The 12,657-nt window shown below is 72.6% G+C and carries 11 protein-coding genes; 6 read left to right on the top strand and 5 right to left on the bottom strand.

Annotated elements, in window-relative coordinates:
• Nucleotides 1-63: 63 nt before the first annotated feature.
• Together ACZ31C_RS19495 and ACZ31C_RS19490 are read right to left on the bottom strand one after the other, a co-directional pair.
• Nucleotides 64-1,095 (bottom strand): LLM class flavin-dependent oxidoreductase, encoded by a 1,032-nt coding sequence (locus tag ACZ31C_RS19495; protein WP_465796492.1) that lies wholly within the window; start codon nucleotides 1,093-1,095, stop codon nucleotides 64-66.
• A 16-nt stretch (nucleotides 1,096-1,111) separates the two neighbouring features.
• Entirely contained in the window at nucleotides 1,112-1,570 is a 459-nt protein-coding gene (locus ACZ31C_RS19490) for a MarR family winged helix-turn-helix transcriptional regulator (RefSeq protein ID WP_396750823.1), read from the bottom strand.
• Nucleotides 1,571-1,769: 199 nt separating this feature from the next.
• On the opposite strand from ACZ31C_RS19490, the gene ACZ31C_RS19485 reads away from it, so the two are divergent.
• The 3 genes from ACZ31C_RS19485 (at nucleotide 1,770) to ACZ31C_RS19475 (ending at nucleotide 5,948) form a co-directional block, all read left to right on the top strand.
• Nucleotides 1,770-3,266: a DHA2 family efflux MFS transporter permease subunit gene (locus ACZ31C_RS19485; protein WP_465796491.1), complete on the top strand. Its 1,497-nt coding sequence runs from the start codon at nucleotides 1,770-1,772 to the stop codon at nucleotides 3,264-3,266.
• Nucleotides 3,267-3,360: 94 nt separating this feature from the next.
• Nucleotides 3,361-4,338, top strand: coding sequence for a quinone oxidoreductase family protein (locus ACZ31C_RS19480; RefSeq protein WP_465796490.1), 978 nt, complete (start codon nucleotides 3,361-3,363; stop codon nucleotides 4,336-4,338).
• On the top strand, nucleotides 4,335-5,948 hold the full coding sequence (locus ACZ31C_RS19475) for an FAD-dependent oxidoreductase (protein WP_465796489.1): 1,614 nt from the start codon (nucleotides 4,335-4,337) through the stop codon (nucleotides 5,946-5,948). Before ACZ31C_RS19480 ends, ACZ31C_RS19475 begins: the two co-directional genes overlap by 4 nt.
• On the opposite strand, the gene ACZ31C_RS19470 is transcribed toward ACZ31C_RS19475, so the two are convergent.
• Nucleotides 5,925-7,307 (bottom strand): AfsR/SARP family transcriptional regulator, encoded by a 1,383-nt coding sequence (locus ACZ31C_RS19470; protein WP_465796488.1) that lies wholly within the window; start codon nucleotides 7,305-7,307, stop codon nucleotides 5,925-5,927. The two genes, ACZ31C_RS19475 and ACZ31C_RS19470, sit on opposite strands and share 24 nt — an antisense overlap.
• Nucleotides 7,308-7,505: 198 nt before the next feature.
• On the opposite strand from ACZ31C_RS19470, the gene ACZ31C_RS19465 reads away from it, so the two are divergent.
• Nucleotides 7,506-8,426, top strand: a complete 921-nt coding sequence (locus tag ACZ31C_RS19465; protein WP_465796487.1) for a zinc-binding dehydrogenase — start codon at nucleotides 7,506-7,508, stop codon at nucleotides 8,424-8,426.
• Nucleotides 8,427-8,451: 25 nt separating this feature from the next.
• Nucleotides 8,452-9,240 (top strand): SDR family NAD(P)-dependent oxidoreductase, encoded by a 789-nt coding sequence (locus ACZ31C_RS19460; protein WP_465796486.1) that lies wholly within the window; start codon nucleotides 8,452-8,454, stop codon nucleotides 9,238-9,240.
• A gap of 49 nt (nucleotides 9,241-9,289) precedes the next feature.
• Here the strand turns inward: ACZ31C_RS19460 and ACZ31C_RS19455 are convergent, their stop codons facing one another.
• The gene (locus ACZ31C_RS19455) at nucleotides 9,290-9,595 is read right to left on the bottom strand and encodes an antibiotic biosynthesis monooxygenase family protein (RefSeq protein WP_131054866.1); all 306 of its coding nucleotides are present in this window, start codon (nucleotides 9,593-9,595) and stop codon (nucleotides 9,290-9,292) included.
• Nucleotides 9,565-10,680, bottom strand: coding sequence for an alkene reductase (locus ACZ31C_RS19450; RefSeq protein ID WP_465796485.1), 1,116 nt, complete (start codon nucleotides 10,678-10,680; stop codon nucleotides 9,565-9,567). The genes ACZ31C_RS19455 and ACZ31C_RS19450 overlap by 31 nt, the downstream gene beginning before the upstream one ends.
• Before the next feature lie 312 nt (nucleotides 10,681-10,992).
• Between ACZ31C_RS19450 and ACZ31C_RS19445 the strand changes: the two genes are divergently transcribed.
• Nucleotides 10,993-12,648: an ABC transporter substrate-binding protein gene (locus ACZ31C_RS19445; protein ID WP_465796484.1), complete on the top strand. Its 1,656-nt coding sequence runs from the start codon at nucleotides 10,993-10,995 to the stop codon at nucleotides 12,646-12,648.
• The last annotated feature ends 9 nt before the right edge of the window (nucleotides 12,649-12,657 follow it).

Genomic DNA, 12,657 nt, shown 5'->3' with positions numbered 1-12,657 from the left:
GGTGGGCCTCTTATCGTCGCGCCTCGATGTTTCCAGACGGGAAATGCGTGCCGGTCACATCCGTCATGTGGGTAGCAGGGTGGTGAGCGCCGACCGTTGCGGGACGTCGCGCGGGCGCAGGCCGCACGCCTCGGCCAGCAGCGCGTACGAGCGCACCCGCGCCTGGTGGTCGTGGATCGTGGAGAGGACGACGAACTCGTCCACGCCCACCGCCTCGCTCATCGCGGCGAGCTGCCGGGCCACCTCGCCGGGGGAGTCGACCAGGTAGCGCGGCCACTCGGTGCGCTCGGTCAGCAGGTCCTCGCCGAGACCGGGCAACTGGGCGAGCGCCACCTCGGCGGGCGGCACCGGCCGCAGGTCGCCACGGGACATCCGGTGCCGGAACAGGCGCTGGCTGGCGAAGACGTGCTCCGCCTCCTCGCGCGTCGGCGCACAGTAGACGCCGATGCCGACCATCACCCGAGGGGTGCCGCCGGTGCGCGGGTCGAAATGCCGCCGGTAGGTCTGCACCGCCTCGGTGACCAGCTCCGGGCGGCCGAAGTGCGCGAACGAGTACGGCAGCCCGAGTCGACCGGCCAGGGCCGCGCTGGGCGGACTCGCGCCGAGCAGCCAGACCTGGGGTGTGCCGTCCACCGACGGCATGATGCCGCCCTGGTCGCCGGGGGTGCCGAGGAACGCGCGCACCGCGTCGACCTGCTCGCCGAACGCGTCGTCGGAGGAGGTGTAGAGGTGCGGGTTGAGCAGCCGGGCGTCGCGGGAACTGGCCCCGGCGCCACGTCCGATGCCGAGGTCGACCCGGCCCGGCGCGAGAGCCTGGAGCACCCGGAAGGTCTCGGCGACCTTGAAGGGGCTGTAGTACGGCAGCAGCACGCCGCCGCTGCCGATGCGGATCCCGCTCGTCTCGCCGCTGAGCCGGGCCACCATGACCTCGGGGGAGGGGCTCGCGAACGACGGCGTGGCGTGGTGCTCGGCGAGCCAGTAGCGGTGATAGCCGAGCGCGTCGGCTGCGCGGGCCAGGTCGAGAGTGTGGTGCAGGGCCTGGGTCGGGGTGGACCCCTCGGGGATCATCGACTGGTCGAGGATCGACAGCTGCACGGGTGCTCCCTGTGTGTCAGGCGTCGGCGGGCAGGCCGACGGGGCGGGTGAGCCGCGCGACGACGGAGGCCAGGCGCTCGTCGAAGGCGGCGGCGTCCAGTGCGGTGGCCAGCTCCGCCCGGCATGCCTGTGCGGCCAGGGCGTGCCGTTCCACGCCGGGCTCGGTGATCTGGCAGTAGACCCCACGGCGGTCGTGTGCGCAGCTCACCCGGGCCGCGAGCTGCTTGGCGGTCAGGCGGGTGACCAGGCGGCTCATCGAGGACTGGTCGAGGGCGACCGCGTCGCTGAGGTCCTGGATGCGCATGCCACGGGGGTTGCCCCGGGTCAGTTCGTCGAGCACGAGCAGCTCGGTGAGGGTCAGGTCGAAGTCGCGGGTGAGTCGCCGGTCCAGCGTCTGCCCGAGTCGGCCGGTGAGGACGGTCAGCTGCCGCCACAGGGCGAGCAGGTCGGGCTGTCCGTCGCGTCGCTCCGCCATCGCGCCCCCATTCGTCTGCTGACGCCCTACCCTACATGTCGCTGCTCATTCAATGTAACAGCATCTTTTATTCGCCTCTGACCACAAGTTCGAGCAGGGAAACCCGCGCGTCTGGCGCTCGTGTGCGACAAAATGTGTGTGCACATGCATGTAGTATCCCTGCGTCAATCCCCGATCACCCGGCTCGGAGGTCCACATCATGTCCAGTGACACGCCGTCCCTGGCCGCAACCGAGGGGGCCGCATCGCGGCGGGCACCCGACGACGCGCCCGATCCCACCGGCGCGACCCCGGTCACCGACGACCGTCTCGACCCGGCCTTCCTCAAGATGGCCGGCGTCCTGCTGCTGGCCCTGCTCATGGCGCTCCTCGACGAGACGATCGTCAACGTCGCGGTGCCCCGCCTGACCGCCGTCTTCGACGCGCCCCTGTCGACCATCCAGTGGGTCACCGCGGTCTACCTGCTCGCCGTCGCGATGGCCACCCCGGTCGCCGGATGGGGAGTGGACCGGTTCGGCGGCCGACGAGTGTGGATCTTCGCCGTCGTGCTGTTCACCCTCGGCTCCCTGCTGTCCGGCCTGGCCTGGTCAGCCGAGAGCCTGATCGCGTTCCGCGTGGTCCAGGGGATCGGCGGAGGAATGATCTTCCCGGTCGTGCAGGCGCTGATCGCCCGGGCCGCCGGCCCCGCCCGCGTCACCAAGGCGATGGGCCTCATCTCGATCCCGCTCACCGTCGGCCCGGTGCTCGGCCCGATCCTCGGCGGCTTCTTCGTCGACGACATCAGCTGGCGGTGGATGTTCTTCATCAACCTGCCGGTCGGCGTGGTCGCGCTGGTGCTCGCTCTGCGCGTGCTGCCCGCCGACGGTCCCACCGGGGACACCGCCGCACCGAAACTGGACCTGCTCGGCCTGGCCCTGCTCTCACCCGGGTTCGCCGCGCTGATCTACGGCCTGGTCACCGCCGCGCACCGCGGCGACTTCGGTGACAGGCGCGCGGTCACCGCGTTCGTGGTCGGCGCGGCCCTGCTCGTGGCGTACGTGCTGCACTCCCTGCGTACCAGCGCACCGCTGATCGACGTACGGCTGTTCTCGAAGCGCGGGTTCACCATGTCGGTGGTCACCATGCTGCTCGTCGGCGCGGTCGCCAACGCGCTGCTGTTCCTCACGCCGCTCTACTACCAGCAGGCACGCGGGTTCGGGGCACTGCACGCCGGTCTGCTGATGGTCCCCTCCGGCATCCTCGGCGCCGCTGGTGCCATCGCCGTCGGCAAGGCCGGTGCCCGCCTGACCGCGCGGGCCACCGCACCGATCGGCATGCTGCTCGCCGCCCTCGCCGCAGTGGTGCTCTCCGGCGTCGGCCCCGACACGTCGCAGACGGTGACCGCCGTCGCGTTCGGCGTCGGCGGGTTCGGCATCGGGTTCACGGTGCCGGGCGTGATGGCGTTCATGTACCTCGCCGTCGGTGACGTCGACGCGCCCCGGGCCACCAGCGCGCTGTTCATCCTCAACCAGATCGGCGGTGCGCTGGGCATCGCCGTGGTGGCGGTGGCCCTCCAGGACCGTCTCGCGGCGGCCGGCACCTTCGCCCCCGACGCGTACGGCCGGACGTACTGGTTCGTGGTCGGGTTCGCGCTCGTGGCCGGTCTGGCCGCCGCATTCGTGCCCGGGCCGCTGCGCGCGCCACGACAACCCGCGTGACGCTGGGGGCGTCCTCGACCCGGCCGCGAGCGCCTGCGGCTAGAACCGGCGGTGGCGGCACCGCGCCGTCGGTCGACGGAAGGGGAGCCCCCGCATGCGCGTCATCCGTTACTCCGAGCACGGCGGTCCCGAGGTGCTGACCGTCGACAAGGTGCCGGTGCCGGAGCCCGGCGAGGGCCAGGTGCGCGTCCGCGTGGAGGCCGTGGGCGTCAATTTCATCGAGACCCAGCTACGCTCCGGCACCGCGCCGTTCCCGTCGTCGGTGCCCAGCGCCCCGCGCGGGGACGTGGTGGGCCGGGTGGAGGCGGTCGGACCGGGCGAGCACCGCTTCGCCGTCGGTGACCGGCTGGCCGCCTGGGGCGTGGCCGACGCGTACGCCGACCAGGTCCTCGTCACCGACGGGCAGGCCGTCGTCGTACCCGACGACGTGTCGGCGCCGGTCGCCACCGCGCTCGCCTCGACCGCCCAGGTCGCCGCGAACGTGCTCAGCGTCGGTCGGCTCGCCCCCGGCGAGTCGGTGCTCGTGCACGCCGCCGCCGGGGCGATCGGGCATCTGGTGACCCAGTTGGCGAAGCTGCGCGGCGCCGGCACCGTGATCGGCACGGTCGGCTCGCCGGAGAAGGCGGCGTTCGTCCGCGACCACGGTGCCGACGTCGTGGTCGACTACACCGCACCCGACTGGGCCGAGCAGGTGCGGGCGGCGACCGGCGGCGCCGGGGTGGACGTGGTCCTGGACAGCGTCGAAGGGCCGGTCTTCGCGCCCAGCCTCGCGCTGCTGAAGCCGCTCGGCCGCTTGGTCTACTACGGATTCGCGGGCGCCGACGGCGACGTGGCGCGGGTCGCCCTGACCGACCTGCTCGGTCTCAAGAGCATCGTGGGCACCGCGTTCGACGCCTGGCTCGCCGCCGCGCCCGAGGAGGCGCACCGCCATCAGCGGGAACTGACCGAACTGGTCCGCGACGGTCGGCTGCGGGTGGCGGTGCACGCGGTCCTGCCCCTGGAGGAGGCGGCGCAGGCCCACCGGCTCATCGAGGACCGCCGCCAGCTCGGCCGTGTGGTGCTGGTCCCGTGACCGCCGTCGAACACCGGCCGCTGGTGGTGGTCGGTGCCGGTCCGGCCGGTCTGAGCACCGCCATCTTCGCCGGCCTGCACGGGGTGCGCCCGCTGGTCGTGGAGCGCCGGGCCGGCACGTCGACCGGGGTCAAGGCCACCGGCCAGTACCCGCACACCATGGAGGCGTTGCGGGTGGCCGGTCTGGTGGACCGGATCCGTGACCTGAGCCGTCCGGACCGCACCGAGTTCTCGATGGTGCTCGCGCCCCGGCTGGGTGGGCCGGTCACCCGGACGCTGGTCAGCGGCCGGGAGCTGACCATGCGACACGTGTCGCCCGAGGACTGGGGGACGGCCAGCCAGTCCGGTGCGGAGGCGGCCCTCGCCGAGCGGGCCCGAGGGCTCGGCGCCGAGGTGCGCTTCGGCACCCGGCTGCTCGGGTTCGCGCAGGACGAGGACGGTGTCACCGCGTTCCTGGAGGAGACCGAGACCGGTACGCGCCATCGGGTGCGGGCGTCGTACCTGGTCGCGGCCGACGGGTGGCGCAGCCCGGTGCGGGAGTCGCTCGGCGTACCCCTGCGGGGTCGGGGCGTGGTGGGGCAGGTCCTGCGGGTGCTGTTCAAGGCCGACCTCAGCGAGCCGCTGGCGCACACGCCCGGTGCCGCCGACGGCTCCCGGTTCGCGGCCTTCCACGTCGACCGGGCGGTGCTGTTCAACACCGAGATCCCCGGCCTGTACGGCTACTTCCGCAACCTCACCCCGGAGTTGCCGGAGGGCTGGCACCGGTCCCGGGAGGCGATCGCCCGGCAGATCACCGTCGACCTGGGACTCGAACCGGACCTGCCGATGGACATCACCGAGTACGGCGAGACCTCGATCGCCTGCGCGGTCGCCGAACGATTCCAGGTGGAGCGGGTGCTGCTGGCCGGCGACGCCGCCCACGTGATGCCGCCGACCGGTGGGCTGGGCGGCAACACGGCGATCATGGACGGGTGGTACCTGGGCTGGCGGCTCGCCGCGGTGATCCAGGGGTGGGCGGGGCCCGACCTGTTGTCGACGTACCAGGCCGAGCGGGGGCCGTACGCCCGGCTGCTCGTCGAACAGCAGTTCGCCAACCTGGTCGAACGGATCGCGCCGGAGCTGCGCGACGACGAGGTGCCCGCTCCGCTGCCCCCGGCCGTGCTCACCTTCGGCTACCGGTACCCGGCCGGTGCCGTCCTGCTCGAACCCGGCGACGACGGAGCGCTCGTGGAGGACCCGACCACGGCCACCGGTCGGCCCGGTTCGCGGGCGCCCTTCCTGCCGCTCACCGGCCAGGACGGCGCCGACACCTCCACGACGGCGTTGTTCGGCACGGGCTTCGTGCTGCTGACCGGGTCGGCGGGGGCCGCCTGGGCGGAACCGGCCGTACGCGTCGCCGAGCGGCTCGGCGTGCCCCTGGTCGTGCACACGATCGGCTCGACGGGGGAGTACGTCGACCGGGACGGCCGGTTCGGCGCCCGCTACGGCATCGAGCCCGACGGTGCCACGCTGGTGCGGCCGGACCGGTTCGTGGCCTGGCGATCGGTCGGTCCGCTGCCCGATCCCGAGACCCGGCTGGAGCAGGTGCTACGGACCCTGTTGCGTCGATGAGAGGCGCGCGGTGGCGGCCGGAGGCTCCCCGGTCCCGTGGTGTCGCAGGGCGTGCGGGTCACCGTCCCACGCCTGCGGCGCGAACGGTCGGGCACCGTGCAGCGCCACCAGCTCCGGCACCACCGCGTCGCCGACGGTCAGCACCGCGCACCGGGAGGTGCCCGGCAGCAGGTCGTGCACCTGCTCGGCGTCGCGGACGTCGTCGAGCACCAGCAGCACGCGCCGGTCGGCGAGCCGGGCCCGGTACGCGGTGACCAGTTCCCGGCGGCGCAGGGGCACCGCGTCGGCGGCCACACCGGATCGCCGCAGCAGCCCGGCGAGCACCTCGACCGGGTCACGCGGTCGACCGGCGGGGTCGGTCAGCCGCACGTACCACTGCCCGTCCGGGAACGCCGCGCGCAGCCGGCGGGCCAGCGCCACCACGTCTGCGGTGCGGTCCGGGCCGGGCGGACCGGCGAGACACACCAGGGGCAGCGCGGTGCCGGCGTCCCGGCCGGCCAGCGCGGCGGCGACGGCCGGCCATCCGGGTCCGCGCGGCTGCCGGTCGGCGTCGACCGGCGGCAGGTCGGTGCGGGTGTGCCAGCCGTCCCCGGCGATCCGCCGGTGCACCGCCTCCAGCTCCGGCCCGGGCGTCAGACCGAGTCGGGTCCGCAGCGTCGCGCGGGCCCGCTCGTACGCGGCCAGGGCCGCCGCCCGGTCACCGGCGCGTTGCAGCGCGGTGACCAGCAGACACCACAGCCGCTCGCACACCGGGTACGCGACGACCAGGGCCCGCAACTCGGTCACCAGCTCACCGGGCGGGCGGGTGGCCAGCTCCAGTTCGTAGCGTCGTTCGAGCAGCCGTAACCGCTCCTCGACCAGCACCGGAGTGACCTCCTCGGCGAGCGACGGCACCACCGCGAGGGACGCCACTGTGGCCGGTCGCGCCGAATCCGCGTGCCACTGCGCCAACGCCGCCCGGACGTGGGTGAGTTCGCCGGCCGGGTCGTCGCCGCGTCGGGCCTGCTCCGCCCGACGGGCGGACGCGCGGAACCGGTGCAGGTCCACGGTCTCCGGTGGGGTGCGCAACGCGTAGCCGCCGCCGAGGGAACGCACCCGGGGACGGGGCGAGGTCGTCGGTGTACCGGGGCGGTCGCCGAGCACCGCGCGCAGCCGGGCCACGTGCACGTGCAGTGCGGCGGCGGGTCGGGCCGGTGGGCGGTCACCCCACAACCGGGGATAGAGCTCGTCCAGCGGCACCTCCTCGTTGACCCGCACCAGCAGGGTCACCAGGAGGGCCTGTTGCTTCGGGGCGCCGATGAGCACCGGTCGCCCGTCGATCGTGACCTGCAGCGGCCCGAGAATGCGAAAGTCGGTCACCGAGTCCCCCGTCGAGCGGCGGAATGCACGCACAGTGTCAGGGCGACTACCGTCACCCCGCCTCGGACATCGTGCTCGGGTCGGGCGGCACCGGCAACGCGTATCCCAGTGACGCCCATCTCACCGGCGACCCTCCACCAGGACTCCAGCACCCGTCGGTACGAAGGGCGGGAACCTGTCGCACCGGTGGAGGTCGATGTGAAAGCACTGGTCACGTCTGCGGACGAACCCGACGGACTCCGCCTGGAGTCCGTACCCGAGCCACGCCCGGCACCCGGCGAGGCGCTCGTCGAGGTGCACGCCGTCGCGGTGAACCGCGCGGACCTCCTGCTCGCCGCCCGGCAACCGCCCGGCGCCCGGCTCGGGCTGGACGTCGCCGGCACGGTGGTCCGCGCCGCCGACGATGGCACCGGGCCACCGATCGGCACACCCGTCGCGGGCGTGGCGGCGTCGACCGGATGGGCGCAGCTCGCGGCCGTGCGGACCGACCGGCTCGCCGCCATACCGTCCGGCGTGGAACCGGCCGTCGCGGCGGCGGTGCCGGTGGCCGGACTGACCGCTCTGTACGCGCTGCGGCGCGCCGGGTGGCTGCTGGGTCGCTCGCTGCTGGTGACCGGTGCCAGCGGTGGCGTCGGCGGTTTCGTGGCGGACCTGGCGGCGGCCGGCGGCGCCACCGTTCTCGGTTGGGTGGGCGCCCCGGAACGCGGCCGGCACCTGACCGAGCGGGGCCACCGGGTGCACGCCGGCTACGCGACAGCGCCGCAGGATCCGGTGGACGTCGTCGTGGACAGCGTCGGCGGGACGGTGTTCCGGGAGGCGTTCGTGCGGTTGCGCCGGGGCGGGATGGCGGTGGTGTTCGGCAACACCGTGCGCGCCGAGCTGGTCCTGCCGCCGGACTGGGGACACGCCCGCGCCGGGGTACGCCTGGAGCACCTGTTCCTGCTCGACGAGCTGGAACGCCACCGGGCCGACGAGGACCTGGCGACGCTGTTCGGGCTCGTGGTCGACGGGCGGCTGCGTCCGCACGTCGGGCTGCACGCGGACTGGACCGATGCCGCCACGGCGGTGCGGGCCCTGCTGGAGCGCCGGGTCACCGGCCGCGTCGTACTCACCCTGTGATCGACGATCGAGGAGGACAACGGAGATGACGACACCGAAACGTCCCGGCGCGGCGCTGGTGACCGGCGGTACGAGCGGGATCGGGCTGGCCGTCGTGGAGACGCTGGCCGAGCAGGGCTTCCCGGTCTACTTCTGTGCCCGCGACGCGGCACAGGTGGCCACCGTCGTCGACAAGCTGCGCGGGCGCGGCCTGGAGGTCGACGGGAGCGCGGCCGACGTGCGGTCCCCGGACGACGTGGTCCGGCTGGTCGCCAGTGCGGTGCAGCGGTTCGGCCCGGTGACGGTGCTGGTGAACAATGCCGGCCGGTCCGGCGGCGGAGTCACCGCCGAATTGGACGACGCGCTCTGGGAGGACGTGCTCGCCACCAACCTCACCTCGGTGTTCCGGGTGACCCGTGAGGTGCTGCGCGCCGGTGGCATGCGCGAGGCCGGGTGGGGCCGCATCGTCAACATCGCCTCGACCGCCGGTAAGCAGGGCGTCGCGCTCGCGGCGCCGTACACCGCCTCCAAGCACGGGGTGGTCGGCTTCACCAAGGCGGTCGGGTTCGAGCTGGCCGGCACCGGCGTCACCGTCAACGCGGTGTGCCCCGGGTACGTGGAGACGCCGATGGCGGTCCGGGTGCGCCAGGGGTACGCGGCACACTGGCAGACCACCGAGGACGCGGTGCGGCAGCGGTTCGAGGCGAAGATCCCGCTGGGTCGGTACTCGACGCCGGAGGAGGTCGCCGGGCTGGTCGGCTACCTGGTCACCGACACGGCCGCCTCGCTCACCGGGCAGGCGCTCAACGTCTGCGGCGGTCTCGGGAACTACTGACACAGGCGACGGCCGCCGGAGCGCGCTCCGGCGGCCGTGGACTGGTGCATCAACCGGTGACGCGGTCGGCCTCGTACTGGAAGACCGGCTCGGTCAGGTGCGGTTCGCCCTTGATGATGCCGGTCAACCGGTCCAGCCGGGTCCGGAACTCCGGCTCGTGCAGCGCGGTGCGGAAGGACTCCTCGTCGGTCCACTCGGCGATGTTGTAGTACGTCGACGGATCCTTCTGTGACCGGCTCAGCACGTACCGGATCAGCCCCGGTCGGGTCTGCATGTACTCGGCCACGCTGGCGTAGTGGCGTTCGAGGTCCTCGGCGGCGCCGATCAGCGTGAGCTTGTTGACGAATACGACCATGACGCGGTGTTCCCTTCCGTGTCGTCGGTGCGGGGGTAGTCGAGATAGCCCCGGCGACCGCCCTGATAGAAGGTCGTCGGGTCCGGCGGGTTGAACTCGGTGCCGTCGGCCAGGCGGCGGGGCAGGTCGGGGTTGGCGAGGAACTGTTTGCCGAAGGCGAGCGCGTCGAACCCGGCGGCCAGCGCGTCCGCCACCGCGGCCCGGGTGGCCTCCGGCCCGAGGTGCCCGGTGCCCGGGTTGAGCACCACCGCCCCGTCCCAGCGGGCCCGGACGACCCGGGTCAGCTCCCGGTCGGAGCCGTGCACCAGGTGCAGGTATGCCAGGTCGAGCGGGCGCAGTGCCTGGAGCAGGGCGGGGTACACCTCGGCGGCGTCCGGCTCGGTCATGTCGTTGAGCCCGAACCCGGGCGACAGCCGTAGCCCGACCCGGTCCGCGCCCACCGCCGCGCCGACCGCTTCCACCAACTCCACGGCGAAGCGCACCCGTCGGTGCGGTGCGCCGCCGTACTCGTCGGTGCGGCGGTTGGTGACCGCCGACAGGAACTGGTGGACCAGGTAGCCGTTGGCGCCGTGCAGCTCCACGCCGTCGAAGCCGGCGGCGACGGCCGTCTCGGCGCACCGCACGACGTCCTCGATCGCGTCGGTGATGTCGGCCGGCGTCATCTCCTGCGGCTCGGGGTGTTCCTTCGGCCCGTCGAACGTACGGGCCAGCCCGGCCGCCGGCACCGGCGACGGCGCCAGCGGCCGGTGACCGTACAGGGCCGGATGACCGATTCGTCCGGCGTGCATGATCTGGAGCACGATGCGGCCACCGGCGTCGTGGACGGCCCGGGCCACCGCCGTCCACGCCTGGGCCTGCGCGGGGGTGTGCCACTGCACGCTGTACGCGTGGCCCACCGCCCGGGGTGCCGGGTTGGTCGCCTCGCTGACGATGAGCCCGGCGTCGGCCCGCTGGGCGTAGTAGTCGGCCACGTACGGCAGGGGAGTCCCGTCCCGGGTGGCGCGGCCGCGGCCCATCGGGGCCATCACGATCCGGCTGGGCAGCCGCAGGCGACCCAGTCGGACCGGATCGAAGAGCGTCGGCATCGGGGCAACCTCCTCGCTGGGTGGTGCCTGATGCTCGCCCGGGATTCTCAAGGGCCCGTGGAGCCTGGCTACAGGTCGGGCCCGCCCGCCGGCGGGCGAGGGTCTGGTGAACAGCCGTACGTATCAGTTGTGTGAACTTGTGTGAACACTTGCGCCGCACTTCATCAGCCGTTCGGCCGGGTCAGGGTGACAATTTCGGGACTTCCGCTGTGAACAAGGGTTGGGGTCTTGTTCACCTCCACCTAATCCGATAGAACACGAGTGGGTCCGCTGCGCGGCCCGTCCGCCTCGTAGTTCTAGGAGGACTACTTCATGGCACGTACACCTGGTGTGGGCCCCTCCTCGCCCGCCATCTCCCGACGCGGGGTGCTGCAACTGGGCGGCAGTTTCGCGCTCCTGCTCACCACGGGCGCCTGCGCCGCGAACAGCGGCTCGAACTCGGACGACGGAACGTCCGGCGGCCAGACCGCCAGCACGCTGCGGATCGCGGTGTCGAGCTACCTGTCCAGCTGGGATCAGGACTTCGTCGGCTTCGACCTGACCGCGCTGATGATGTTCAAGAACGTCTTCCCCTACATGATCGACTACGGCGTCACCACCGCCGGTGACAGCCAGATCCTCGACACCCAGAACATCACCCCGACCTTCGCCGAGTCCTTCGAGCCGGACGCCGAGCAGAAGGTGTGGACGTTGAAGCTGCGCCGGGGCGTCACGTTCGCCAGCGGCAACGAGATGACCGCCGCCGACGTGAAGTGGTCCAAGGACCGCGCCTTCGCCGCCCAGGCGAACGTGGCCGGCGTCTATCGCACCATCGGCCTGACCGAAGCCGACCAGGTCAAGGTCGTCGACGACTACACCGTCGAGTTCCACCAGGCGTTCCCGAGCGCGCTGACCCGGCAGATCCAGGCGATCTCGCTGTACGTCTTCGACTCGGAGGAGGCCAAGAAGCACGCCACCGCCGACGACCCGTGGGCCAAGGAGTGGTTCGCCAAGAACGCCCCCACCGGCGGCTACTACAACGTCACCAAGGCCACCCAGGGTCAGGAGATCGAGCTGGCGGCCAACACCGGCTACCCGGGTCCGGACGCGCCCAAGACGCCGACGATCCGGATCTCCGTGGTGCCCGCCGCCTCGAACCAGCGGCTGCAACTCCAGGCCGGTGACATCGACGTCGCCCTCGGCGTCAGCCAGCGCGACATCGAGGACCTGCGCAGCACCGACGGCGTCAAGGTGATCTCGGCGGCCAGCAACCGCCAGGTCGCGATCCAGATGTCGGTCACCTCGGCGCCGTTCGACAACGTCGACGTCCGCAAGGCCCTGGCCTACGCGGTGCCGTACGAGCAGATCATCAACAACGTGTACGGCGGCGACGCCCGTGCCGCCAAGAGCCCGGTGCCGCTGGACATGCCCGGGTACGACGAGAGCGGCTACCCGTTCACCCACGATGTGGACCGGGCCCGTGCCGCGTTGAACGCCGCCGGCCGTGCCTCGGTCGAGTCGGAACTGGTCTTCGAGGCCGACAACGAGGAGCAGCAGCGCATCGCGGTGCAGGTGCAGAGCGAGGCGGCGAAGGCCGGCATCAACCTCAAGCTGACCCCGCTGGACCCGGCGACCCTCGGTGAGCGGCGGACCCGCAAGAACATCCCGCTCCAGCTCACCTCCGGGCAGCTCTGGGTCAACGACGTCGAGTACATGCTCGCGACGAGCTTCGTCAAGGGCGCGAACCTGAACTACTCGAACTACACCAACGCCGAGATCGAGCAGATCTACGAGCGGTCGCACACCACCGTCGACGAGGCGGACCGCACCGCGCTGTGGCAGCGGGTCCAGCAGATCCTCGCCGAGGACGTGCCGTGGGTGGTGATCTGCCAGCCCAACTTCAACCTCCCGGTCCGCGAGGCGGTGGCCGGCTGGGTGCAGCCGATGGACGGCCTCGCCCGGTTGCGCTACCTGACCAGGTCGGCCTAGGCGCGGCCG

Source organism: Micromonospora sp. NPDC023869 (genome assembly GCF_055559695.1).
The sequence above is the reverse complement of the archived record's forward strand: the minus strand, read 5'-3'. Positions and strand labels throughout refer to the sequence as shown.